Source organism: Rhodococcus sp. BP-241, from assembly GCF_019836145.1.
In the GTDB taxonomy this organism is placed as follows: Bacteria; Actinomycetota; Actinomycetes; order Mycobacteriales; family Mycobacteriaceae; genus Rhodococcoides.
On record NZ_JABUEI010000001.1, the window covers coordinates 381,081 to 404,213 of the forward strand.

At 69.3% G+C, this 23,133-nt stretch carries 23 protein-coding genes; 12 read left to right on the forward strand and 11 right to left on the reverse strand.

All coding sequences use genetic code 11. The features are described 5' to 3' along the window. Window positions 1-4: 4 nt before the first annotated feature. Window positions 5-352 (reverse strand): DUF952 domain-containing protein, encoded by a 348-nt coding sequence (locus HQ308_RS01735; protein WP_222645291.1) that lies wholly within the window; start codon window positions 350-352, stop codon window positions 5-7. After that, window positions 349-1,296, reverse strand: coding sequence for a DMT family transporter (locus tag HQ308_RS01740; RefSeq protein WP_082544481.1), 948 nt, complete (start codon window positions 1,294-1,296; stop codon window positions 349-351). Before HQ308_RS01740 ends, HQ308_RS01735 begins: the two co-directional genes overlap by 4 nt. A 242-nt stretch (window positions 1,297-1,538) precedes the next feature. On the opposite strand from HQ308_RS01740, the gene HQ308_RS01745 reads away from it, so the two are divergent. Beyond that, window positions 1,539-1,739: a hypothetical protein gene (locus tag HQ308_RS01745; RefSeq protein ID WP_027505176.1), complete on the forward strand. Its 201-nt coding sequence runs from the start codon at window positions 1,539-1,541 to the stop codon at window positions 1,737-1,739. Window positions 1,740-1,852: 113 nt separating this feature from the next. Here the strand turns inward: HQ308_RS01745 and HQ308_RS01750 are convergent, their stop codons facing one another. Continuing rightward, window positions 1,853-3,616 carry a DEAD/DEAH box helicase gene (locus HQ308_RS01750; RefSeq protein WP_222637635.1) on the reverse strand — a complete coding sequence of 588 codons (1,764 nt, stop codon included), beginning with the start codon at window positions 3,614-3,616 and terminating at the stop codon, window positions 1,853-1,855. Window positions 3,617-3,668: 52 nt separating this feature from the next. Here HQ308_RS01750 and HQ308_RS01755 point away from each other — a divergent pair, with 52 nt between their 5' ends. Together HQ308_RS01755 and HQ308_RS01760 are read left to right on the forward strand one after the other, a co-directional pair. After that, entirely contained in the window at window positions 3,669-3,842 is a 174-nt protein-coding gene (locus HQ308_RS01755; RefSeq protein WP_155956976.1) for a hypothetical protein, read from the forward strand. Then, window positions 3,839-4,981: a YihY/virulence factor BrkB family protein gene (locus HQ308_RS01760; RefSeq protein ID WP_081821180.1), complete on the forward strand. Its 1,143-nt coding sequence runs from the start codon at window positions 3,839-3,841 to the stop codon at window positions 4,979-4,981. Before HQ308_RS01755 ends, HQ308_RS01760 begins: the two co-directional genes overlap by 4 nt. Here the strand turns inward: HQ308_RS01760 and HQ308_RS01765 are convergent. Continuing rightward, a complete protein-coding gene (locus HQ308_RS01765; protein ID WP_027505173.1) occupies window positions 4,954-5,190 on the reverse strand; it encodes a DUF3039 domain-containing protein in 237 nt (78 codons plus the stop codon). The genes HQ308_RS01760 and HQ308_RS01765 overlap by 28 nt on opposite strands. Before the next feature lie 94 nt (window positions 5,191-5,284). On the opposite strand from HQ308_RS01765, the gene HQ308_RS01770 reads away from it, so the two are divergent. From HQ308_RS01770 to HQ308_RS01780, 3 genes are all read left to right on the forward strand, one after another. Beyond that, window positions 5,285-5,686: a DUF3099 domain-containing protein gene (locus HQ308_RS01770; RefSeq protein WP_056444840.1), complete on the forward strand. Its 402-nt coding sequence runs from the start codon at window positions 5,285-5,287 to the stop codon at window positions 5,684-5,686. A gap of 87 nt (window positions 5,687-5,773) precedes the next feature. Next, complete coding sequence (locus HQ308_RS01775) at window positions 5,774-7,264, forward strand: class I SAM-dependent methyltransferase (protein WP_222645438.1); 1,491 nt, start codon at window positions 5,774-5,776, stop codon at window positions 7,262-7,264. 147 nt (window positions 7,265-7,411) lie between these two features. After that, window positions 7,412-8,380, forward strand: coding sequence for a sigma-70 family RNA polymerase sigma factor (locus HQ308_RS01780; RefSeq protein ID WP_027505171.1), 969 nt, complete (start codon window positions 7,412-7,414; stop codon window positions 8,378-8,380). A 63-nt stretch (window positions 8,381-8,443) separates the two neighbouring features. Here HQ308_RS01780 and HQ308_RS01785 read toward each other — a convergent pair whose 3' ends face one another. Both HQ308_RS01785 and HQ308_RS01790 read right to left on the reverse strand, forming a co-directional pair. Beyond that, the gene (locus HQ308_RS01785; protein ID WP_056444843.1) at window positions 8,444-11,179 is read right to left on the reverse strand and encodes a bifunctional GNAT family N-acetyltransferase/acetate--CoA ligase family protein; all 2,736 of its coding nucleotides are present in this window, start codon (window positions 11,177-11,179) and stop codon (window positions 8,444-8,446) included. Beyond that, window positions 11,172-12,443, reverse strand: coding sequence for an acetoin utilization protein AcuC (locus HQ308_RS01790; protein WP_222645292.1), 1,272 nt, complete (start codon window positions 12,441-12,443; stop codon window positions 11,172-11,174). Before HQ308_RS01790 ends, HQ308_RS01785 begins: the two co-directional genes overlap by 8 nt. 162 nt (window positions 12,444-12,605) lie before the next feature. Here HQ308_RS01790 and HQ308_RS01795 point away from each other — a divergent pair, with 162 nt between their 5' ends. After that, window positions 12,606-13,292, forward strand: a complete 687-nt coding sequence (locus tag HQ308_RS01795; RefSeq protein WP_027505168.1) for a metal-dependent transcriptional regulator — start codon at window positions 12,606-12,608, stop codon at window positions 13,290-13,292. A 48-nt stretch (window positions 13,293-13,340) separates the two neighbouring features. Continuing rightward, window positions 13,341-14,324, forward strand: coding sequence for a UDP-glucose 4-epimerase GalE (gene galE, locus HQ308_RS01800; RefSeq protein ID WP_222637636.1), 984 nt, complete (start codon window positions 13,341-13,343; stop codon window positions 14,322-14,324). An 8-nt stretch (window positions 14,325-14,332) separates the two neighbouring features. Here the strand turns inward: galE and HQ308_RS01805 are convergent, their stop codons facing one another. Then, the gene (locus tag HQ308_RS01805) at window positions 14,333-15,403 is read right to left on the reverse strand and encodes a DUF4192 domain-containing protein (RefSeq protein WP_222630939.1); all 1,071 of its coding nucleotides are present in this window, start codon (window positions 15,401-15,403) and stop codon (window positions 14,333-14,335) included. A gap of 138 nt (window positions 15,404-15,541) precedes the next feature. On the opposite strand from HQ308_RS01805, the gene dtd reads away from it, so the two are divergent. Further along, window positions 15,542-15,973 (forward strand): D-aminoacyl-tRNA deacylase, encoded by a 432-nt coding sequence (gene dtd, locus HQ308_RS01810; RefSeq protein WP_222645293.1) that lies wholly within the window; start codon window positions 15,542-15,544, stop codon window positions 15,971-15,973. A gap of 1 nt (window position 15,974) precedes the next feature. Here dtd and HQ308_RS01815 read toward each other — a convergent pair whose 3' ends face one another. The 4 genes from HQ308_RS01815 to HQ308_RS01830 all read right to left on the reverse strand — a co-directional run bounded on the left by HQ308_RS01815 (window position 15,975) and on the right by HQ308_RS01830 (window position 19,299). Continuing rightward, the gene (locus tag HQ308_RS01815) at window positions 15,975-16,625 is read right to left on the reverse strand and encodes a trimeric intracellular cation channel family protein (RefSeq protein ID WP_027505164.1); all 651 of its coding nucleotides are present in this window, start codon (window positions 16,623-16,625) and stop codon (window positions 15,975-15,977) included. Between the two features lie 3 nt (window positions 16,626-16,628). Continuing rightward, on the reverse strand, window positions 16,629-17,438 hold the full coding sequence (locus tag HQ308_RS01820) for a sensor domain-containing protein (protein ID WP_261775622.1): 810 nt from the start codon (window positions 17,436-17,438) through the stop codon (window positions 16,629-16,631). Window positions 17,439-17,563: 125 nt separating this feature from the next. Next, window positions 17,564-18,217 carry an MBL fold metallo-hydrolase gene (locus HQ308_RS01825; RefSeq protein ID WP_222645294.1) on the reverse strand — a complete coding sequence of 218 codons (654 nt, stop codon included), beginning with the start codon at window positions 18,215-18,217 and terminating at the stop codon, window positions 17,564-17,566. After that, the gene (locus HQ308_RS01830) at window positions 18,214-19,299 is read right to left on the reverse strand and encodes an S-(hydroxymethyl)mycothiol dehydrogenase (RefSeq protein WP_027505161.1); all 1,086 of its coding nucleotides are present in this window, start codon (window positions 19,297-19,299) and stop codon (window positions 18,214-18,216) included. Before HQ308_RS01830 ends, HQ308_RS01825 begins: the two co-directional genes overlap by 4 nt. A gap of 153 nt (window positions 19,300-19,452) precedes the next feature. Here HQ308_RS01830 and sthA point away from each other — a divergent pair, with 153 nt between their 5' ends. The 3 genes from sthA to HQ308_RS01845 all read left to right on the forward strand — a co-directional run bounded on the left by sthA (window position 19,453) and on the right by HQ308_RS01845 (window position 23,133). Further along, window positions 19,453-20,868, forward strand: coding sequence for a Si-specific NAD(P)(+) transhydrogenase (sthA, locus tag HQ308_RS01835; protein ID WP_027505160.1), 1,416 nt, complete (start codon window positions 19,453-19,455; stop codon window positions 20,866-20,868). Window positions 20,869-21,017: 149 nt separating this feature from the next. Next, complete coding sequence (locus HQ308_RS01840; protein ID WP_056444855.1) at window positions 21,018-21,986, forward strand: proteasome assembly chaperone family protein; 969 nt, start codon at window positions 21,018-21,020, stop codon at window positions 21,984-21,986. A gap of 109 nt (window positions 21,987-22,095) precedes the next feature. Beyond that, window positions 22,096-23,133 carry an alpha/beta fold hydrolase gene (locus HQ308_RS01845; protein WP_027505158.1) on the forward strand — a complete coding sequence of 346 codons (1,038 nt, stop codon included), beginning with the start codon at window positions 22,096-22,098 and terminating at the stop codon, window positions 23,131-23,133.

A 23,133-nucleotide genomic window follows, 5' to 3' on the forward strand; every position in this document is an offset into this window, starting at 1 on the left:
CACCTCACCCGACGGCGACGAACGTCCCGTCGTCGTCGGGCAGGTAGGGCTGCACCTCGACCACCGCGGTGAGCGGTACCGGTCCGTAGAGGTGCGGGAACAGCATCGAACTCGGATCGCCGGGTACTCCCGGCTCCCATTCCAGCCGGTCCTTCAGTCGAGTGGGGTTCAACGACAGCAGCACGATGTCCCGGCGACCGGCGAACAGCCGGTTGGCCGGGAGATGAACCTGCTGCGGCGTCGACAGATGGACGAACCCCTGCTCGGCGAGCGACGCGGGTGCCACCTCCCCCGCGGCCACACTCGCCTCCCAGTCCGCCGCCGGGCACATGTGTACCAGGATCTCGGTCATCGGCCGTCCTCTCGTGTCGGGTCCTGCAGTCGCGTCGTGTCGGCCGGCGGCGCCGGTCGTGCGCGTCGTTCCACACCGCCCAGCGCGACGGCGACGATCACACACAGGATGCCCGCGAGTTCGGCGATCGAGGGCACCTGCCTCAGCACCACGACGCCGACCACCGTCGCAGTGGTGGGCAGCAACGCGAGCAACAACGCGAACCGTGCCCGTCCGACCGTGCGCAGGACCACCTGGTCGAGCGCGTAGGGGATCACGCTCGACAACACACCCACCCCGACACCCAGCAGCCACGTGGACGGCGCGGTGAACACCGACGGATCGTCGAGTACCTGGGGCGTCAACGCGAGCGGGGCGAGGATCACCGACGCCACCGCCATGCCGACGGCGAGGGAGTCCAGCCCGTCGCCCGCCGTCGCGACCGACTTCCCGAGCACCACGTAGCCGGCCCACAGTCCGGCGGCGAGGAGTGCGAAACCGACCCCGACCAGGCCCACGTCGAATCGCGCTCCGGCTACCAGCGCGACTCCCGCGACCACCAGGACGAGTGCGAGCACGTCGCGAGCGCGCCGCGATCCGAGTGCGGCGACGAGGACAGGACCGAGGAACTCGATCGCCACGGCGGTGCCCAACGGGATGCGGGCGATCGCCTCGTAGAACGCCAGGTTCATTCCCACCGTGACGACACCGAACCCACCGGCCACCGCGATGGTGCGGGCCGTCCATCGCGTGCGCCAGGGACGACGCCAGGCCAGCAGAACGGCCGCTGCGCCTGCCGCGCGCAGCCACGCCACGGCCGCCGGCGAGATGGTGTCGAACAGATGGACGCCGATGGCGGCACCGAGATACTGCGCGAGCGCTCCGACCACGAAGACGAACGGCACCGACCACGGCGGGAACGAACGCCCCACCGACGCGAGGCCGCGCGCGTCCACATCCGTCATGGTCGAACCGTATCCACCGGTCGCGACACGGGCGCACAGGGGCGGGTGCGTTCTGCCGACAGCGAACGATGCTCTAGAGGGACGTGGTTCACCAGCATGTTTCGTGTCTGTGACAACACACGGCCATCCGCGTGGGAACAACGCACGAACCCCATACGTCTGTAAGAGTGAACGAACCGCGTCGAACCGACGTGGCGGACCGACCCCAGGACCGTGGTAGTCACGGTCAGTACGGAGGAGTCATGCCCGAATTGTTGACCGACACCACCCTCACCGCTGCCGACAGGTGTGATCGTTGCGGAGCGGGAGCGCGCGTGCGTGCCGTCCTCCCCACCGGCGGAGAACTGCTGTTCTGCCGTCACCACGCCAATGAGCACGAAGCGCGTCTCCTCGAGATGAACGCCACCATCGTCGCGGACGCGGATTCCGACGCCATGGCGTGATGACCGGGGCACTCGGTCCCACAGCATCAGCACTCGACTCCTGACACCACGAAGGGCGACCACCGATCCGGTGGTCGCCCTTCGTCGTGCGCGGGGCTCGTGCAGTGCTGCGATCACCACGAACGCAGGGCCGAGATCCTCTCGGTGAGCTGCTCCGCCGTCGCGATCGCGGTGGGCGGCCCACCACAGCTCCGTCGGAGTTCGCCGTGGATGATGCCGTGGGCCTTGCCGGTGCGGTGGTGATGCATCGCCACCAGGCCGTTGAGCTCCTTACGCAGATCGGCCAGCTTCGCGGCGTCCGCGGACCGCCCGGCGGGCGGGAGGGTGACCGGAGCCGGAGTCTCCGTGGGCGTCGCCGGGCGTGCCAGCTGCGTCTCCTGCCGTTTCCGCAACAGCGCGCGCATCTGGTCGCCGTCCAACAGGCCCGGCAGGCCGAGATAGTCCGCCTCGTCGTCGCTGCCCGAGAACGTCGCGGTGCCGAAGGAGGAGCCGTCGAAGATCACCTGGTCGAGCTCTGCGTCGGCACCGAGCGAGGTGAACGCCTTCTCCTCCTCGCCGGGCTCGTCCTTCTGCTGGTTCGCCTCGATGAGCAGGTCGTCGTCGAGACCGTCCTTCTCCCGGTGCGGCTTCCCGATGACGTGGTCGCGCTGCGCCTCGAGCTGGCTGGCCAGGTCCAGGAGCACCGGCACCGAGGGCAGGAACACGCTCGCCGTCTCACCCTTGCGGCGAGAACGCACGAAGCGCCCGACGGCCTGGGCGAAGTACAGCGGTGTGGAGGCGCTGGTCGCGTAGACGCCGACCGCGAGGCGCGGGACGTCCACGCCCTCCGACACCATGCGCACGGCCACCATCCAGGTCGACGTTCCCGCGCCGAACTCGGCGATGCGGGCCGAGGACCCGGGATCGTCGGACAGCACGAGCGTCGGGGTCTCCCCCGTCGCCGCCTCGAGGATTCCCGCGTAGGCGCGCGCGGTGGTCTGATCCGACGCGATGACGAGGCCACCCGCGTCTGGAATGCCGCCCTGACGGAGTTGGTGCAGCCGGGTGTTGGCCGCGGCGAGCACCGACGGCACCCACTCACCGGACGGGTCGAGAGCGGTACGCCAGGCCCGCGCCGTCTGCTCGGCGCTGAGCGGCTCCCCGAGACGGGCGGCGAACTCCTCGCCCGCACTGTTGCGCCAGCGTGCCTCGCCCGAGTACGCGAGGAAGACGACCGGCCGCACGACACCGTCCGCCAGCGCGTCGGCGTAGCCGTAGCTGTGGTCCGGGCGCGACCGGGGCAGGCCCTCGTCGTCCGGCTCGTAGTTCACGAAAGGAATGGGGCTGTCGTCGCTGCGGAAGGGTGTTCCCGTCAATGCCAGGCGGCGCGTCGCGTCGCCGTAGGCCTCGCGGATGCCCTCGCCCCAGCTCTTGGCGTCACCGCCGTGGTGGATCTCGTCGAGGATCACGAGCGTCTTGCGGTTCTCGGTCCGCACCCGGTGGCGGGAAGGGTGCGACGCCACCTGTGCGTACGTGACGACGATGCCGTGGAAGTCGCTGGACGTCTGCCCGGTGCTGTTGGAGAAGCGGGAGTCGAGGGCGAGTCCGACGCGCGCCGCCGCCTCCGCCCACTGGTGCTTGAGGTGCTCGGTGGGAGCGACGACCGTGACCTGGTCCACGGTGCGGTCGCTCAGCAGCTCGAGCGCCACGCGGAGCGCGAACGTGGTCTTGCCGGCTCCCGGAGTGGCGACGGCCAGGAAGTCGGTCGGACCCGCCGACAGATACTTCGTGAGCGCTCGCCGCTGCCAGGCGCGCAGTGGCGGCAGGGTGACTCCGGCCGGCCCTGTCACAGGGAGACCTCCTGCGCTGTCGACCTTCTCGCCGATCTCGGCCGTCATGAACGGGCCTCGTCCGGCGCCGTACGTCCACCTGAAAGGATGCGAACCACCCGTGGCATGGAACTCCCGTTCGGCTCGTCGTCTCGTGTGCACATCCGTCGATCAGACTATCGCGGACGTCGGCGCGCCCACCAATGCGCACGTCGCCGCCGGTGCCCGCGACGGCGACACACCGGGCCGGGACGTGCCCGAGCGACGCCGGTGGGCCATGCTGGAGTCATCATGAGCGCACCCGCCGACAACACGTCCGATCGGGACACCGCGGCAGCGTCGACGCCCGACGGAGAGCCGGGGCCCGGTCCCGTCCCGGGACGGCCGCTGCGCACGGCCTGGCGCGTCGTCGCGAGGACGGCGGGCAAGGCGTGGGACGACTCCATCTTCGGCAAGTCCGCCACCGCCGCCTTCTGGCAGACCCTGTCGCTGCCGCCGCTGGTGCTCGCACTCCTCGGCAGCCTCACCTACATCGCGGGGTGGTTCGGACCGAACACTCTCGACATCATCGAGTCGAAGATCGTGACGTTCAGCTCCACGCTGTTCAGCGACAACGTCGTGGACGAGATCATCGCCCCCACGCTGACGGACATCCTCAACAGCGGACACGGTCCCGTCGTGTCCGTGGGCTTCCTGCTGTCGTTGTGGGCCGGCTCGTCGGCGATCTCCACCTTCGTCGACTCCATCGTCGAGGCACACGGTCAGCAGGACGCGCGCAACCCCGTGTGGCAGCGCATCTTCGCCCTGCTGCTGTACGTCGCGTTCCTGATCGTCGCGGTGTTCGTCCTGCCCCTCGTCGCGCTGGGGCCCACCATCATCGGTCGGGTGCTGCCGTCGTCGTGGTTCGAGATCGGCTCGCAGGTGATCGACATCGCGTACTACCCGGGTGTCGGACTGCTGCTCATCGTCGGCCTGACGACGCTCTACAAGGTGGCTCTGCACACCTCGCTGCCGTGGCACCGCCTGCTCGGCGGATCGCTGCTGGCCGGAGTGTTCTTCATGCTGGCGAGTGCGGTGCTGCGCACCTACCTGTCCTGGGTGACCGGAACGGGCTACACCTACGGCGCGCTCGCGGCTCCGATCGCCTTCCTGCTCTTCACGTTCTTCCTGGGATTCGCGGTGGTGCTGGGGGCGGAGTTCAACGCCACGGTCCAGGAGTTCTGGCCGGCGCGCGCCACACGCATGGACCAGGTCAAGGGATGGATCGCCGAGAAAGCAGCCGATCCGGGTGCGGGCACCGTCGGCGCTCTCGGCCGGCTGGCCACCGGCCCGATCCGCATCGCACGGTCGGATCGGGACGGCGGCGAGTCACCGGAGAAGCGTCAGGTGACGCGTGATCGGCAGGATCACTCGCCCTTGCGCAAGCCGTCGTAGACCTTTTTGCAGTCGGGGCACACGGGTGACCCGGGCTTGGCCGACTTCGTGACGGGAAAGACCTCGCCGCACAGTGCGACGACGTGGGTGCCCATCACCGCGCTCTCGGCGATGCGGTTCTTCTTCACGTAGTGGAAGAACTTCGGAGTGTCGTCGTCGGTGGTCTCGTCGGTGCTGACGTCGGGGCGTTCCTTGGTCTGCGTGCTCATGCATCGATTATGACGGTTGTTCCCGACACGCGCGTCGCACATCTCACCACCTCCGATTACTGCACACTTCGTTCAGTAGTGACACAGTGGAGTCATGGCACACGACGGCATCTCACCCCGCGACAGCGTTCGCGAGGCCGTACTGATCACCGAGGCACGAACGTCGGTCGAGGAACAGCACCGAGCGCGCGTGCGCAAATACCTCTTCATCATGTCTTTCCGTATCCCGGCGCTGGTCCTCGCGGCGCTGTCGTACGGCGCGTGGCAGAACCCGTGGATCGCCATGGCCATCGTCGGCGTGTCCATTCCTCTCCCGTGGATGGCAGTCCTGATCGCCAACGACCGACCGCCGCGGACCGCGGACGAGCCCAGCCGCTACGGCTGGCGGGCGACCGACTCCACCGCGCTGGAGGCCCGCAGCCACCCGGTGGTGAACCTCGACGAGGAACCCGATCTCGACCGCCGCGCGATCTCGAATCCGCGCGCCACGTCCTGAGACGGGTCCGTCCCGAGATCGGTCTGCTGACACACTGACGCGGTGACCGACTCGAACCACCGCACCTCGCCTCCCCCGTCCGTCCCGGTGGACGCGGACCGCCTCGTCGACCTCGCGTCCACGTTGCGGGTCGCGTTCGACCGAGCGGACTTCACCGCGGACGGGATCCTGGAGGCACTGGGCGACTCGGTTCATGCCGCGTTGGGACGTGGCGAACCCGCACCGGTGCGACGCCGGTGCGGAGAACTCGGTCCCCTCGGCACTCTCGTCCTGCTGTTCCTGCTCTCCGACGACGTGGCGATCGACGCCGCGACCACCGCCCTCGCGCCGACGACACTCGACGGAGCGGTTGCTGCCGGCCTCCTCGAGACCGGCAGCGACACCGTGCGCAGTCTGCTCGACATCCGCCCCCTCGATCTCGGCACGGGCACGCGGTGGGTGGTGTCCGACATCGACGGCAGCATGCGCGACGTCCGTATCGGATCCGATCACGTGCTCGGCGTCGGTCACGCGTCGCTGTCGCTGGTCCGCGGGACACCCACCCGTGTCGACGGGAGTCCGCCCACCGTCCTGGATCTCGGTACCGGCTGCGGCATCCAGGCGCTCCACGCGGCGCCGTACGCCCGGTCGATCACCGCCACCGACGTCAGCGATCGGGCCATCGCCCTCACCCGCATGACGGCTGCCCTCAACGGTCTGGACTTCGAGACGATCCCGGGCTCGTGGTTCGCACCCGTCGCGGGGCGGACCTTCGATCGCATCGTCGCCAACCCGCCCTTCGTCGTCGGATCGGGCCGAGTCTCCCACTCCTACCGCGATTCCGGCCTGGACCTCGACGGTGCCAGCAGCCTCGTCGTGGGAGCGGCACCGGACCATCTCGCTCCCGGCGGGACCGCGTCGTTGCTCGCCTCCTGGGTTCACGTGGACGGTGAGGACTGGCGGTCACGGGTCGCCTCCTGGCTGCCGGACCACGGTGTCGACGCGTGGATAGTGCAGCGCGACATCGCGGACCCCGCTCTCTACGTGGGCACGTGGCTGCGGGACGGCGGACTCGATCTGCGAGACCCGGCCGTCGACGAGACGGCGACCGCCTGGCTCGATCACCTCGACGCCGCCGGCGTCACGGGTGTCGGCTTCGGCTTCGTGTACCTCCGCCGGACCGACCGGCCCACCAGCGTCCTCGCGGAGGACCTGATGCACGGGTACGAGGATCCCCTCGGCGACGAGGCACTCGACGTCCTGGACCGGGTGGACTGGCTCCGCACACACGATCTGCTCGACGAGTGTGTGGCCGTCGCCCCGACCACGGCACTCGAGGAGGTCTCCACCCCCGATCCGGACGGTGGGTGGACCACCGTCGTACGCCGGGTCCACCGCGGCGACGGGCCCGCGTGGTCCCACGAGATCGACGCGGACGGGGCGGCACTCCTGGCCGGGATGCGCGCGGGCGGACTGACGGTCGGGGACCTCACCGAGCTTCTCGCGGCCGCACGCGGTGTGGACGCCGCGGAGCTGACGGACTCGGTCGTCGCGTTGGTCGCGGGGCTCGTCGTGCACGGGTTGGTGATCCCCACCTGAGCCGAGCAGTCGTTTCTCTCAGCAACTTCTCAGGGCTGAGGTGGTGAAACCGCAGCTCAGAGTGTTTGACGGAGGTGGGCTTCGGGAACTTTTCTGACGTGTCCCGGCGTTGTAGCCAGTGAGACACCACCGATCAGGAGGCACGTCATGACCAGCCCCACCACCATTCGCCCTCGACCGAGTGATGCCGACCTGGATGCACAGAGCCCGGCAGCGGACCTCGTTCGCGTCTACCTCAACGGCATCGGCCGCACGGCTCTGCTGACGGCCGCGGAGGAAGTCGATCTGGCGAAGAAGATCGAGGTGGGTTTGTACGCGACCCATGTGCTCGCGACCGGCAAGCGCCTCTCCCCCGCCAAGAAGCGTGACCTCGCGCTCATCGTCCGCGAGGGCCAGTCCGCTCGGGCACACCTCCTCGAGGCCAACCTCCGTCTCGTCGTCTCACTCGCCAAGCGCTACACGGGCCGCGGGATGCCGCTGCTGGACCTCATCCAGGAGGGCAACCTGGGTCTGATCCGTGCGATGGAGAAGTTCGACTACGCCAAGGGCTTCAAGTTCTCGACGTACGCCACCTGGTGGATCCGTCAAGCCATCACGCGCGGCATGGCGGACCAGAGCCGCACCATCCGTCTCCCCGTGCACCTGGTGGAGCAGGTGAACAAGCTCGCGCGGATCAAGCGTGAGCTGCACCAGCAGCTCGGCCGCGAGGCCACCGACGACGAGCTCGCCGAGGAGTCCGGCATCCCGGTCGAGAAGATCGCGGATCTGCTCGACCACAGCCGAGACCCGGTGTCGCTCGACATGCCCGTCGGCAGCGACGAGGAGGCGCCGCTGGGCGACTTCATCGAGGACTCGGAGGCCACGTCCGCCGAGAACGCCGTGATCGCCGGGCTGCTGCACACCGACGTGCGCAGCGTGCTCGCCACGCTGGACGAGCGTGAGCAACAGGTCATCCGGTTGCGCTACGGCCTCGACGACGGTCAGCCGCGCACCCTCGACCAGATCGGCAAGCTGTTCGGCCTCTCGCGTGAGCGCGTACGCCAGATCGAGCGTGAGGTCATGGGCAAGCTGCGTCAGGGCGACCGCGCCGAGCGACTGCGGTCCTACGCCAGCTGATCGTCCCCCGCATCACGAGACAGGCCCCCGGCTCTGGCCGGGGGCCTGTCGTCGTTCACGGGCTCAGCGCAGGCGACGGGGGCCCAGATCGATACGGCTGGGCTCGGGCCCGATGCGGATCCGTGCGTCGGTGGTCTCCGCGCCACTCGGTGACGCGAGGACCGGGTCGCACACCAGCTCGCGCACCTCGGACAGATCGTCCGCCAGTGTGGAGACCCGGAGCACGACGTCCACCAGCGCGCCCTTGTTCACCGGGGACGCGGTGCGGTACCCCGACAGCATCGGCGCGGCCCGCGGCGCGTCGATGAGCTCCGCGGCTTCCCTCTCGGTGAGTGGGAGCACGCGGTATGCCCTGTCTCCCAGCAGATCCGACATGATGCCGGACAACCCGAACGACACCAGTGAGCCGAACGACGGATCGTCCTGGACCCGCACCAGGCACCCGATCCCCTTGGTCGCCATCCGCTGCACCTGCATCACCGGGGTGCCCGATGCCTCGAACAGATCCCGGTACGCGCGGGCGACGGCGTCCGGCCCCACGACGTCGAGGCGGACACCGCTCAGGTCGGGGCGGTGTCGCCACTGATCGCCGGTGGCCTTCACCGCGACGGGTCCTCCCAGCTCGCGGGCCGCCTCCACCGCCTCGGCCTCGTCCGTCACCGTGCGGAAGGCGGCGATCTCCACGCCGTAGCACCGCAGCAACTGCTCGGTCTCGACGTCCGAGAGCCACCGCCCCGAAGGACTGGCCGCCATCCAGCCGGCCACCAGTGCGCGCGCCGCGTCGGCGTCGACGCCGCCGGGCCGCACCACGCTGTCGGCCGGACGATTCAGCCACGAGGCGTACCGCCACGCCTTCTGCAGCGCGTAGACCGCCCGCGCCGGGTCGGGATAGGACGGCACCGATCCGCGGATCGGCGTTCCGTCGTCGCCGCGGACCGCCAGCACGTCCGGAATGCCCTCGGCGGCCAGGAAGGTCGTCAGCACCGGCTTGTCGGCGCCGCGGACCGCCGCGCCGAGTGCCTCTGCGTAGGAGGCGACACGGACGGCGACCGGAGGCACGAAGACCGCGAGAACGGTGTCCACGTCGTCCGACCGCAGCGCCGTGGTGACCGCGGCCGCGAACTCCTCGGGCGTGGCCTGCGCGCCCACGTCGACCGGGTCCGGTGCGGTCATGCCGCTGTCGCGTGCGGCGTCGACGGCGAGGACGCCGAGCGCCGTCGAGTTGCCCACCACCGCGACCCGCGGACCTGCCGGCAGCGGCTGATAACCCAGAAGGATGGCGCAGTCGAACAGTTCCGCGATCGAGTCGACCTGGATGACCCCCGCCTGCTCGAAGAGGGCACGCACGATCGTGTCGTCGATGTCCGTGCCGGTCGCCAGCGCGGGCGGCACGGCTCCGCGTCCGCTCTTGACCGCGACGATCGGCTTGGACCGCGCGACCCGGCGCGCGATGCGCCAGAACTTGCGGGCGTTGCCGAAGCTCTCGAGGTAGAGCAGGACCACCTCGGTCGCCTCGTCCTGGTCCCAGTACTGCAGCAGGTCGTTGCCGGACAGGTCGGCGCGGTTGCCGGCGGAGACGAACGTCGACAGTCCCAGGAGCCGTTTCGACGCCTGCGCCAGGATGGCGATACCCAGGGCACCCGACTGGCAGAAGAAGCCCACGCGTCCGCGACCCGGGAGGTCCGTCGCGAGCGTGGCGTTGAGCGACACCGCGGGATCGAGGTTCGCGACGCCGAGAGCATTGGGGCCGACCAGGCGCATGCCGTGTGCACGAGCGGAGTGCACCAGGCGCCGCTCGTTCGCGCGCCCGTCCTCTCCCGTCTCACCGAACCCGGACGAGACCACCACCAGCGCCTTCACGCCCTTGGCGAGGCAGTCGTCGAGCACCGCGTCGATCTGGTCGGCCGGCACGGCGGCCACCGCGAGATCCACCTCGTCGGGAATGTCCCGCACCGTCGGGTACGCGCGCACTCCGCGCACCGACGTGTGTTCCGCGTTCACGGGATAGACGGGTCCGGTGAACGACCCGCGCAGCAGGTTGGTCAGCACCGCGTTGCCCACCTTCTCGGGGTCCGTCGAGGCACCGATGACGGCGACGGAGCGTGGGCCGAGCACGTTGCGAACGCTGCGGGCCTCGGCCGCGCGCTCGCGGGAGTTGCGCACCTGGACGAGCGCGTCGCTGGGATCGATGTCGAAGTCCAGGTTGAGCACGCCGCCGTCGAAGCTGCGACTGACCTGGTAGCCGGCCTGCCGGAACACGGTGACCATGTTGCGGTTCTCCGCGAGGACCTCGGCGACGAAGCGGCGCACCCCGTTCTCCGCGGCCGCCCCCGCCAGATGCTCGAGCAGGATCGGACCGAGCCCACGACCCTGGTGCGCGTCGGCGACGACGAAGGCCACCTCGGCGGAGTTGCCGTCGCCCTGCGGCAGGCGCTCGTACCGGCCGACGGCGATGATCTCGTCGCCGAGCGTCGCGACGAGGGCCACCCGCGACGTGTGATCGACCGTCGTGAAGTTGAGGATGTCGCGCTTGGGCATGGTGGGGTACGGACCGAAGTAGCGCAGGTACCGCGTCCGCTCGGACAGCTTGCCGTGGAACTCGACCAGGGCGTCGGCGTCACCGGGCACGATCGGCCGCAGATGCACCACGCGGCCGTCGGACGCGAGCACGTCGGCGGCCCAGTGCCGCGGGTAGTTCTCGGCCCGCTGCCGCTCGAGCTCCTTGGGATCCGGCGGCGTCGGCGCGTCCGGTGCCGTCTGCGCTGTCGGTGTCTCGGGTGCGGGTGTCTCGTCAGTCACGCGGATCCTCCGGGTCGAGTCCCCACAGCGGGTAGACGGCGCGGCGGGTGGCCACGATGGCGGTGTCGATGCGTTGGATGGCGCGATCGACGTGCTCGACACCCGACTCCGGGGAACCACCTGGCCCGTCCCACGGCGGGTAGTCCACGTCGCCGTCGTCGCTCATCGTGGACGGCAGGTCGATGCTCGGCGCGGCGAGCCGCACCTTCTCGTGCCACTCGTCCGGAATGGACGTCGTCGGATCGAGATCGCGGTCGAGCACCGCGGCGATGAGATGGGTCCAGGCACGGGGCACCACCCGCACCAACCCGTATCCGCCACCCCCCACCGCGAGCCACCGACCCTCACAGACCTGGTCGGCGAGGTCGCGCATCGCACGGAACGCGGCGCGCTGCCCGTCCACGGTGAGTCCCAGATCGGCGAGCGGATCCTCCCGATGACTGTCCACGCCGCACTGGCTGATGATGATCTGCGGCTTGAACGCCGCCACTGCTCCGGGCACCACCGCGTGAAACGCTCTCAGCCACAACCGGTCTCCCGTGCCGGGCAGGACCGGCACGTTGACGGAGGTGCCCTCCGCGGCGTCGGCACCCACCTCGGTGGACCATCCGGTGTTGGGCCACAGCGTGGCCGGGTGCTGGTGCACCGAGACCGTCATGACGCGGGGATCGGCGAGGAACGCCGCCTGGACACCGTCACCGTGATGAGCGTCCACGTCGATGTAGGCGATGCGGTCGTACCCGTTGTCGAGCAGCCACGAGATGGCGATGGCGGCGTCGTTGTAGACGCAGAAACCCGACGCCCAGTCCGCCATGGCGTGGTGCATGCCCCCGCCGATGCTCACCGCGCGGCGCGAGCGTCCCGAGGCGATGGCCCGCGCGGCGGTCAGGGTGCCACCCGCGATGACCGCACTGGCCTCGTGCATGTCGGGGAACACCGGATTGTCCTCGGATCCGAGACCGTGCAGCACCTCGGACGCCCGCGAACCCAGCGGCAGGTCACGCGGCGCGCGCTTGACCGCCTCGACGTACCCCGGTGTGTGCACCCGCAACAGCTCACTGTCCGACGCGACCTCCGGCGGCAGCAGTTCGGTCCCCTCGAGCAGACCGATCCCCCGTGCCAGATCCATGGTGAGTGCGAGGCGGGTGGGATTCATCGGGTGGTCGTCGCTCCACCGGTAGTTCAGGTAGTCCGCGCTCCAGACCAGAGCGGGCTGCCCCGGAGGCGACTGCGATGTCGAGGACGAGGACGACTGCAGAGTCATGGCCCTCAACCTACGTGTCCGATTCGGCGTTCGTGATCGACTCGCGCACACGTGCTCGACGGGTCGTGGCAGGGCGGACGCACCGCGGCTCACCACGCCGCACCTGGACCCACCGGTGAACCGTCCGTACCGGTAGAATCCACGACGACGAAGGGTGTGATTGTGAAGGATCTGGTGGACACCACCGAGATGTATCTCCGGACCATCTACGACTTGGAAGAAGAAGGGGTCGTTCCCCTGCGCGCCCGCATCGCCGAGCGCCTCGAGCAGAGCGGACCGACCGTGAGCCAGACCGTGGCTCGGATGGAGCGCGACGGGCTGCTCCTGGTCGCGGGCGACCGGCATCTGCAGCTGACGGAGAAGGGCCGCGAGCTCGCGGTCGCCGTGATGCGCAAGCACCGGCTCGCCGAGCGGCTGCTCGTGGACGTGATCGGCCTGCGCTGGGAGGACGTGCACGCCGAGGCCTGCCGCTGGGAGCACGTCATGAGCGAGGAGGTCGAACGTCGCCTCGTCGAGGTGCTGGACAACCCGACCACCTCGCCGTACGGGAACCCGATTCCCGGTCTGGCACTGCTGGGTTCGTCCCGGCCGACCGAGCAGCCGGAGGATCTGGTGCGCCTCAGCGACATCGCGCCCGGAACGCCCACCGCCGTGGTGGTGCGCCGCCTCGCGGAGTACGTGCAGTCCGACCCCGACACGATCGCGCGCCTGCGCGAGGCCGGAGTCGTCCCGGACGCGCGCGTCACCGTGTCCGTCACGCCGGGCGCGGTCACCATCACCGTGCCGGGCCACGACGACGTCGACCTGTCCGAGGAGATGGCGCACGCCGTTCAGGTCCGCACCATCTAGCTGCTCGGGTCTCTCGCGGAGTTCCCAGACACAGGAATCGGAGTTCGAGTGAAGTTCGTGGTGACCGGCGGCGCCGGCTACGTCGGCAGCGTGTGCGCGGCCGTCCTGATGGAGAACGATCACGACGTCGTCGTGGTCGACGATCTGTCCACCGGCAACGCCGACGGGGTGCCCGCGGGTGCGGAGTTCGTCGAGGGCCCCGTCGCCGAGGTCGTCTCGTCCGTCCTCGGACGCGAGAAGGTCGACGGGGTCCTCCACTTCGCGGCTCAGTCGTTGGTCGGCGAGTCGGTGGAGAAGCCGGAGAAGTACTGGCGCGGCAACCTCGGTGCGGCGCTGGAACTGCTCGATGCCATCGTCGAGCACCAGGTTCCGCGGCTCGTGTTCTCCTCGACCGCCGCGACGTACGGGGAGCCCGAGCGCACGCCCATCACGGAGGACTTCCCCACTCGGCCCACCAACCCGTACGGAGCCAGCAAGCTCGCGATCGACCATGCGATCACGGGATACACCGCGGCGCACGGGTTCGGGGCGACCAGCCTCCGGTACTTCAACGTGGCCGGAGCACACGCCGGCCTCGGCGAGAACCGTGTCGTCGAGACCCACCTCATTCCTCTCGTCCTGCAGGTCGCTCTCGGACACCGTGAGTCCATCTCGGTGTTCGGCACCGATTGGCCGACACCGGACGGTACGGCCGTCCGTGACTACATTCACGTCCGCGATCTGGCCGACGCGCACCTGCGCGCCCTGTCCCAGAGCGTCCCCGGGAGTCACCGGATCTTCAATCTGGGTAGTGGCGAAGGGTTCTCGGTGCGCGAGGTCATCGACGCGTGCCGCCGCGTCACCGGCGTCGACATCGCCGTCACGGACGCACCCCGGCGAGCCGGCGATCCGGCAGTGCTCGTCGCGTCGAGCGAGAAGGCCATGGCCGAGCTCGGCTGGAAGCCCGAGCTCACCGATCTCGACGTGATCGTCGCGGACGCCTGGGCGTTCCTGCAGTCTCTCGGCGACAGGGCGCATTCCGCCCGTCGCTGACCCCGGGCTCACACCGCGTCCGGCGGCAACTCGACCCCCAGGTCCTCCGCCAGTGACCGCGCGGACAGCACGAGCTCGCGCACCACGGTGGGTCGCACACCGTTCTGCAGAGCCGTGTCCAGCAGTTGCGCGAAGCGGTACTCCGGATCCGCGGTCAACGCCGTCTGCAGCGCCACCCCGGCGAGCGGTCCGTCTCCGCGCAGGTACGCCCACGCCCCCAGCATCGTCGCGGGGTGCGCTCGGTCCGGTCCGCTGACCCGCCGCGTCAGCTCGACCCACACCGCCTCGGCCGTGGGTCCCAGCGCGGTCGTCGCGAGGCCGAGAACGGCGTCCCGCACCGCGATCGTGCTGATCGCCACCATGATGCGTGCCGCCGTCAGGTGGTCGAGCTCGTCGGAGGCGTGCAGTGCCTCGAGGAAGACGACCGTGTCCGCCAGCAGGTCCGAGTGGCCGACCGGCCCGTCCTCCAGCTCGACCCGCAGTCGGCTGTTGCGGAACCGTTCGCACTCCGACTCCGGAACGGGTTGCAGCAGCAGCGCGATCTCCGACCGGGACGTGCGGATCTGCCGTCCCGCCATCACTCGGGACGCCGCGACCTGCGACGAGCCGGGATCGGGCAGCGTGCCGCACCGCGGATCACCACCCAGGCTGCGCCACCGCTGACCGACCGCCAGGTGGGACACGTGGTGCACACCGAACAGGTCGATCCCGCGCGGGTCGAGTGTGTCCCGCAGCGCATCGGCCACCACCTCGTACGGCATCGTGAACTTCGACCCGGTGATCAGCACCGCGACGACCGCGTCCAGACCCTCTCTCGTGCAGACCTCGCCGCACCGCTCGATCACGTCGGCGAGCTCGGGTGAGTCGAGCCGGTCGGAGAGGTCCTGCCGCATGCACATCTCCACGACGGTGGGGCTGCCGGTGCTGAGGCAGATGAGCACGATGGACCGCGCCGGCACGAAGCCGAGCAGAGCCGGAACGGCGGCGATGAGGTCGCCCACCGACGTCACGACGGGGTGGTCCGCCGTCGTGGACGACGGGGATCGATGGCGGGGAACGGGGTACGGGCGTCGAGTCATGAGGAGGACTGTCCGCGTGCGGCCGACAGGTCCTCCGGGGTCGACCTGGGCCGATGAAACGGCCTGTGGATCGGCCCGCGCCCGGGGATGGACGCTTGCGCGGCTGCCACACTCGTCAGGAGACGACGAGAGGCAACCGTGCGCGCAGTGATTCAGCGAGTGAGCGAAGCGACCGTTCGAGTCGACGGCGTGGAGGTCGGACGTATCGGCGCCGGACTCCTGGCCCTCGTCGGGGTGTCACCGTCGGACGGCGGCGCGGACGTCGAATACGTCGCCCGCAAGATCGCGGATCTCCGCATCCTGCCGGACGAACGATCCGTCTCGGACGATCCCGACGCAGCCGAGGTCCTCGTCGTGTCCCAGTTCACGCTGTACGGGGACACGCGCAAGGGCCGTCGGCCGTCGTGGAACGGTGCGGCGTCGGGCGACATCGCAGAACCGCTGGTCGATGCGGTGGTGGCGTCGCTCCGTGCGCGCGGCATCACGGTCGCGACAGGTGTGTTCGGCGCACACATGGCGGTGCAGTCGGTGAACGACGGGCCCATGACCGTCCTCGTCGACAGCCCCTGACTCACCGGCCTCGTCGGCGCCGCGGACGGCGCCACACCACTTCCTCCGGCAACATCCAGCCGCGACGGCGCGCGAGGAGACACAGGGCCGCGCCGACCACGGTCGCGGCGATCAGAGCTATCGTCGGTTGCCCTGCAGCCTGCACCACCACGAGGGTGGCGCTCGCGATCAGGGCGCACGACGCGTAGAGCGTGTTGCCACCGAAGATGGTGGGGATGCGCCCCACCGCGACGTCGCGGATCGCACCGCCGCCCACCGCGGTGACGGCGCCGAGCCCGATGGCCGGGAGCCACCCGAGCCCGACGCCCAGGGTCTTCTGCGCTCCCGCCGCGGCCCAACAACCGAGTGCCAGCGCGTCGACGTAGGGGAAGACGCGGTCCCACCCACGCCCTTCGAAGCGCACGGCGAACGCGACGACGGCACCGATCAGCGCCACCGTCAGATAGCGGTAGTCGGTGAGTGCGACGGGCGGCCCGGCCTGGAGCAGCGTGTCGCGGATGATGCCGCCGCCGAGCCCCGACACGATGGCGAGAACCGAGAAGCCGACCAGGTCGAAGCGGAAGGCCCGAGCGACGGCGCCGCCGAGAAGGGCGTTGGCGAAGACACCCGTGAGGTCGAGGACCCGGAACAGCTCGGGCACTGCCCATGACATGGGCTATCCCCCGGCCTTGACCTTCTGCACCGCGGCGGTGAACGTGCGGTCGAGCGTGGCGGAGTCGGGCGTCAGTTCCCCGAAGGACATGTACGTCGCCGTGACGCGGACGTCGTCGACCTGGGCGAGCAGCGACAGCATGGACTGCGTGACCTCGCCCGCCTGGCCACCGGAGGTGACGGTACGACGTAGCGCGAGGGTGTCGTCGGCACCGATGGGCGGGGGCGGGACGATGTCGGTGGTCACCAGGCTCGTCACACCGGCTGAGGTGGCCTCGACCTCGGAGCACTGCTCCCAGAGTGCCTTCCGATCCTCCAGCGTCGTGTCCACCCGCGACAACTCGATGGAGATGGTGGCCCGGTCGTCGGGATCGGTCGCGACGAGCAGTGCCGTCGAGTCGGGATCGGACGATCGTGCCTCGGGCTTGCATCCCGTCGGTTCGACGGACGCGTCGGCCGCGATGCCGTCGAGGTCCTGAGCCGCCTGCGCCACGGCCTGCGGGGGCAACACCACGGCCTGGTACGGCGCCGTGAAGGTGCTGGGATCGAGGAGCAGGGCCGACAGCGATCCCGCCGCGTCGGGACTCGCCGAGGTGCTGGACGTAGAGCTCGACGGTGTGGTGGTGGTCGACGACGACGATCCGGGTGCACTGGACGGCGCGGCGGAGGGCGGCGGACCGCCGGCCTCCGGCGTCCCGCTCACCGTGGAGCCACCGCATCCCGCCAGCACGGCGGCGGCGAGGGCGACGAGCGCACCGGCACGCACCGCGGACACTCTGCTGGTGGCACCGGTACTCGTCGCTCGCGTCTGCATGTCTCCCCTGTCGGTGAGGTCCCCGGGCGTCCGGTGACCGTGCGTGGCCTCGACGCTGCCACACCGGCGCCCGCCCGCCCGCGGGCCACACCGAGGGGTGTCCGGTTCGTTACCCGGCACTCGGCTCAGGATCCGCGTGCGATCCATTCCTCGAGATGGGGCGATTCGTCGCCGATGGACGTCCCGTCCCCGTGTCCGGTGTTGACCACCGTCTCCGGTGACAGGGCGAACAGTCGTTCCCGGATGCTGCCGATGATCGTCGGGAAGTCCGAGTAGGACCGCCCGGTGGCACCGGGCCCGCCGGAGAACAACGTGTCGCCGCTGAAGAGCTGACCGGCCTCGGGGAGATACAGGCAACTCGATCCCGGTGAGTGACCCGGCGTGTGCAGGACCTCGATCTCGGTGCCGGCGACCGAGATCCGGTCCCCGTCCGCCAGATCACGGTGAGCCAGTCCCGGGTGCGTCTGTTCCCAGAGCACGTCGTCTGCCGGGTTCAGCAGGATCGGTGCGTCGAGCCGCTCCGCGAGCTCGGGCGCGACCGTCACGTGGTCGTTGTGTCCGTGGGTGCACACCACGGCGACGACCTTCCGGCCACCGACCGCGTCGATGATCGGGGCCGCGTCGTGCGCCGCGTCGACGATCACCACCTCGGAGTCGTCGCCGACGATCCAGATGTTGTTGTCGACGTCCCAGGATCCGCCGTCGAGCTCGAACGTGCCCGAGGTGACGACCTTCTCGACACGGAAGCCCCCGACCCGGGAGCCGGAAGGCGTGGTCACAGAACCACCACCGAGCGCAGGACCTGACCCTTGGCCATGGTGTCGAACGCCGCCTCGACGTCGTCCAGCGCGATGCGCTCGGTCACGAACTTCTCCAGCGGCAGACGACCCTGCTGGTACAGGTCGACCAGCATCGGGAAGTCGCGCTCGGGAAGGCAGTCGCCGTACCAGGAGGACTTGAGTGAACCGCCGCGACTGAAGAAGTCGATCAACGGCATCTCGAGCGTCATGTCCGGCGTCGGGACACCGACCAGGACGACGGTGCCGGCCAGGTCGCGGGCGTAGAAGGCCTGCTTCCACGTCTCGGGACGTCCGACGGCGTCGATGACCACGTCGGCACCGAAGCCGCCCGTCAACTCCTGGATGGCCTCGACAGCGTCCACGTCGGAGGCGTCGACGGTGTGCGTGGCACCCAGGCCCGTCGCCCACTCGAGCTTGCCCTTGTCGCGGTCCACCGCGATGATCGTGCCCGCTCCTGCCAGCCGGGCACCGGCGATGGCGGCGTCGCCGACACCACCGCAGCCGATCACCGCGACCGAGTCGCCGCGACCGACGTTGCCGGTGTTCATCGCCGCACCGAGGCCTGCCATGACGCCGCAGCCGAGCAGTCCGACGACGGCGGGGTCGGCGGAGGGATCGACCTTGGTGCACTGGCCCTCGTGCACGAGGGTCTTGTCGGCGAAGGCGCCGATGCCCAGTGCGGGCGAGAGTTCCGTGCCGTCCTCGAGTGTCATCTTCTGCGAGGCGTTGTGCGTGTCGAAGCAGTACCAGGGCTCACCGCGCTTGCAGGCACGACACTGACCGCACACCGCGCGCCAGTTGAGCACCACGAAGTCGCCGACCTCGACGTGGGTGACCGCGTCGCCGACCGTCTCCACGATGCCGGCCGCCTCGTGGCCGAGCAGGAACGGGAACTCGTCGTTGATGCCACCCTCGCGGTAGTGCAGGTCGGTGTGGCAGACGCCGCAGGCCTGCACCCGCACGACCACGTCGTTGGAGCCCGGATCGGGAATGACGATCGTCTCGAGGGACACCGGAGCACCCTTGCTCCGAGCGACGACGCCGCGGACCTGCTGTGGCATTTCTTGCCTCCATCTGTCGGTACTGCCGGGTGCTGCGAACCTGACCGTCACCCTAACGATGCACAGGTGCGAACTGCTGCATCGGAGAGGTGTTCACCCAGTCGTGACACGCACGGCACACCGGATTCTCCTGACGGGACTACTTGTTGGGGCATGTCGGACCAACTCGAATACGACCTGGTAGTCATCGGTTCCGGACCGGGAGGGCAGAAGGCCGCGATCGCGGCGGCGAAACTGGGCAAGCGCGTCGCCATCATCGAGAAGGGCAGCATGCTCGGCGGCGTGTGCGTCAACACGGGCACCATCCCGTCGAAGACGCTGCGCGAGGCGGTTCTCTATCTGACAGGCCTCAATCAACGCGAGCTCTACGGAGCGAGCTATCGCGTCAAGGCGAACATCACGCCGTCGGATCTGCTGGCCCGGACGTCCCACGTGATCGGCAAGGAGGTCGAGGTCGTCCGATCGCAATTACTGCGCAACCGGATAGAGATGATCACCGGCGAGGGCCGGTTCCTCGACGCGCACACCATCGCGGTGGACGACCGCAGCCGCGGCGAGCGCATCACGGTCGGCGCGCGGAACGTCGTGATCGCCACCGGGACGGCGCCCGCCCGTCCCGACGACGTCGAGTTCGACAACTACCGCGTGCTGGACTCCGACGGCATTCTGGATCTGCAGTTCATCCCGTCGTCGATGGTGGTGGTCGGAGCCGGCGTCATCGGGATCGAGTACGCCTCCATGTTCGCGGCGCTCGGATGCAAGGTGACCGTGGTCGAGAAGCGCGACACCATGCTCGACTTCTGTGACCGTGAGATCGTCGAGTCGCTGCAGTTCCACCTGCGCGACCTCGCGGTCACGTTCCGCTTCGGCGAGGCGGTCACGGCCGTCGACGTGGGTCCGTCGGGAACGGTCACCACGCTGGCGAGCGGGAAGAAGATCCCGGCCGAGACGGTGATGTACTCGGCCGGACGTCAGGGCATGACCGACGGGCTGGATCTGGAGAAGGCCGGACTCGAGGCGGACGCCCGAGGACGGATCGACGTCGACGACGACTTTCAGACCAAGGTGGACACGATCTACGCGGTCGGTGATGTCATCGGATTCCCCGCGTTGGCCGCGACGTCGATGGATCAGGGCCGACTGGCCGCGTATCACGCCTTCGGCGAGCCGGGGAACAAGCTCACCGACCTTCAGCCCATCGGCATCTACTCCATCCCGGAGGTGTCCTATGTCGGCGCGACCGAGGTGGAACTGACGAAGAACTCCGTTCCCTACGAGGTGGGCGTGTCCCGCTACCGCGAACTCGCGCGCGGACAGATCGCGGGAGACTCCCACGGGATGCTGAAACTGATCGTGTCCACCGTCGACCGTCGGGTTCTCGGCGTGCACATCTTCGGTTCCGGCGCGACCGACCTCGTGCACATCGGCCAGGCGGTCATGGGGTGCGGGGGCACGGTCGACTATCTGGTCGACGCCGTCTTCAACTATCCGACCATGTCCGAGGCGTACAAGGTCGCGGCGCTGGACGTCGCCAACAAGATCCGGGCTCTGGAGGCTTTCACGCGCTGACCGGCGACGGCGGGGAATGTCGGGGTCCCCGCCGTCGTTGGGAGGAGAAACGGGTGAAGCCCGGTCGCGCAGGGTCGCTGTGGGAAAATGGGGTAACCGCACAGTGGTGCCCCGGCAGGACACGCACGGCGACGAGGAAGGACACCGGCATGGACGAGAAGTCGAGAATGTACGAGCTGGAGTTTCCAGCGCCCCGAGTGTCGTCCGAGGACGGCGTGGGTCCGGTGCTGGTCCACGGCCTCGAGGGTTTCTCCGACGCAGGTCACGCGGTCAAGCTGGCCACCACGCATCTGCGTGAGACCCTGGAGACCGAACTGGTGGCGTCCTTCGACGTCGACGAGTTGCTCGACTACCGCTCACGTCGCCCCATGATGACGTTCTCCGCCGACCACTTCTCCGACTACGACGAGCCGCACCTCAATCTCTACGCGGTGCAGGACGCCGTGGGCACCCCGTTCCTGCTGCTGGCAGGTCTCGAACCCGACCTGAAGTGGGAGAAGTTCACCACCGCGGTGCGTCTGCTGTCGGAGCAGCTCGGAGTACGCCGCACCATCGGCCTCAACTCCATTCCCATGGCGGTGCCGCACACCCGGCCGCTGGGCGTCACCGCCCACTCCAGCGACACCGACCTGGTGGGCGAGCACCACAAGTGGTCGGGTGAGCTGCAGGTGCCGGCCAGCGCCTCGTCCCTGCTCGAGTACCGCATGGCTCAGCACGGCCACGAATCGATGGGCTTCTCGGTGCACGTGCCGCACTACCTGGCACAGACGGCGTACCCGAGCGCGGCGGAGACGCTGCTCGAACTGGTAGCCGAATCGTCGAAGCTGACCATTCCGTTGAACGCACTGACGGAATCTGCGGCACGGGTGCGCGAGCAGGTCGACCAGCACGTCGAGGGCAACCCGGAGGTCCAGTCCGTGGTCCAGGCACTCGAGCGTCAGTACGACACCTTCGTCACGGCGCAGGAGCAGCAGTCGACGCTCCTCGCCGCGGACGAGGAACTGCCCAGCGGCGACGAACTGGGTGCCGAGTTCGAGAAGTTCCTCGCGGAGCAGACCGAGTTCGTCGAGGACGAGCCGTCGCCCGAGGGTCCCGAGGACGGAACAGACCGCTCCTGACGTCACGAGTTCTTACCCAGCCGTAACCCGACGGCTGTGTGAACGGTGACGATCCCGGTTTACGCTCGGTCGGCGACACACACGGTGCCGCCGATCGAGAGGGGCGGGGATGTCCGACACACGCCGCCGTGCCCTGCGTCCGGTTCCCGACGCGGAACCGCGGCTGCACTTCCGCACGGTGCACGGTTATCGACGTGCCTTCCGGATGGCGGGAGACGGACCGGTACTGCTGCTGATCCACGGCATCGGTGACAGCTCCGAGACCTGGCTCGACGTGCTCCCCCATCTCGCGTCGAAGTACACCGTCATCGCGCCGGACCTGCTCGGCCACGGACTGAGCGACAAGCCTCGTGCCGACTACTCGGTGGCCGCATACGCGAACGGCATCCGCGATCTGCTCGTCACCCTCAACATCGACGCGGTGTCCGTGGTGGGCCACTCGCTCGGCGGCGGTGTGGCCATGCAGTTCGCCTACCAGTATCCGGACATGGTCGAGCGCCTCGTCCTCGTCTCGGCGGGCGGTGTCACCAAAGACGTCCACCCGGCGCTGCGACTCATGTCCACGCCCATCGTCAACGAGGCGTTCAAGTTGCTGCGCCTGCCCGGCGCCATGCGCATGCTGCGCATGGCGGGCGCTGCGATCGACCAGTTGGACGGCACTCCTCTGCACCCCGGGGCCGTCCTGCACGACACACCCGATCTGGTCCGCGTTCTCGGCAACCTCCTCGACTCCACCGCCTACGACGCCTACCTGCGCACGCTGCGGGCCGTCGTCGACTGGCGCGGGCAGGTGGTCACCATGCTCGACCGGTGTTACCTGACCGAGAACCTGCCCGTGCAACTCATCTGGGGTGATCAGGACACGGTCATCCCCATCGCCCACGCGACGCTCGCGCACGCCGCGATGCCCGGCTCCCGCCTCGACGTCTTCGCCGGCGCCGGCCACTTCCCGTACCGCGACGATCCGATGCGCTTCCTCGAGGTCCTGGAGAACTTCCTCGGGACGACGATGCCGCTGAAGTTCGACGAACAGCGATGGCGGCAGATGCTCGTCTCCGGTGTCGGCGAGGACGCCATCACCGGCAGTGCGACGACGAGGCAGGCGGTCCTGGGTGCCATGGGGTCGGACGAGAGGTCGGCTACGTAA

Coding starts and splice junctions, on each gene's coding strand:
- HQ308_RS01770 (WP_056444840.1), top strand. CDS start 5,285: ATGGCACACGACGGCATCTCACCCCGCGACAGCGTTCGCGAGGCCGTA.
- HQ308_RS01740 (WP_082544481.1), bottom strand. CDS start 1,296: ATGACGGATGTGGACGCGCGCGGCCTCGCGTCGGTGGGGCGTTCGTTC.
- HQ308_RS01760 (WP_081821180.1), top strand. CDS start 3,839: ATGAGCGCACCCGCCGACAACACGTCCGATCGGGACACCGCGGCAGCG.
- HQ308_RS01830 (WP_027505161.1), bottom strand. CDS start 19,299: ATGCCACAGCAGGTCCGCGGCGTCGTCGCTCGGAGCAAGGGTGCTCCG.
- sthA (WP_027505160.1), top strand. CDS start 19,453: ATGTCGGACCAACTCGAATACGACCTGGTAGTCATCGGTTCCGGACCG.
- HQ308_RS01780 (WP_027505171.1), top strand. CDS start 7,412: ATGACCAGCCCCACCACCATTCGCCCTCGACCGAGTGATGCCGACCTG.
- HQ308_RS01815 (WP_027505164.1), bottom strand. CDS start 16,625: ATGTCATGGGCAGTGCCCGAGCTGTTCCGGGTCCTCGACCTCACGGGT.
- HQ308_RS01745 (WP_027505176.1), top strand. CDS start 1,539: ATGCCCGAATTGTTGACCGACACCACCCTCACCGCTGCCGACAGGTGT.
- HQ308_RS01840 (WP_056444855.1), top strand. CDS start 21,018: ATGGACGAGAAGTCGAGAATGTACGAGCTGGAGTTTCCAGCGCCCCGA.
- HQ308_RS01765 (WP_027505173.1), bottom strand. CDS start 5,190: ATGAGCACGCAGACCAAGGAACGCCCCGACGTCAGCACCGACGAGACC.
- HQ308_RS01750 (WP_222637635.1), bottom strand. CDS start 3,616: ATGACGGCCGAGATCGGCGAGAAGGTCGACAGCGCAGGAGGTCTCCCT.
- HQ308_RS01845 (WP_027505158.1), top strand. CDS start 22,096: ATGTCCGACACACGCCGCCGTGCCCTGCGTCCGGTTCCCGACGCGGAA.
- HQ308_RS01735 (WP_222645291.1), bottom strand. CDS start 352: ATGACCGAGATCCTGGTACACATGTGCCCGGCGGCGGACTGGGAGGCG.
- HQ308_RS01805 (WP_222630939.1), bottom strand. CDS start 15,403: ATGACTCGACGCCCGTACCCCGTTCCCCGCCATCGATCCCCGTCGTCC.
- HQ308_RS01790 (WP_222645292.1), bottom strand. CDS start 12,443: ATGACTCTGCAGTCGTCCTCGTCCTCGACATCGCAGTCGCCTCCGGGG.
- HQ308_RS01820 (WP_261775622.1), bottom strand. CDS start 17,438: ATGCAGACGCGAGCGACGAGTACCGGTGCCACCAGCAGAGTGTCCGCG.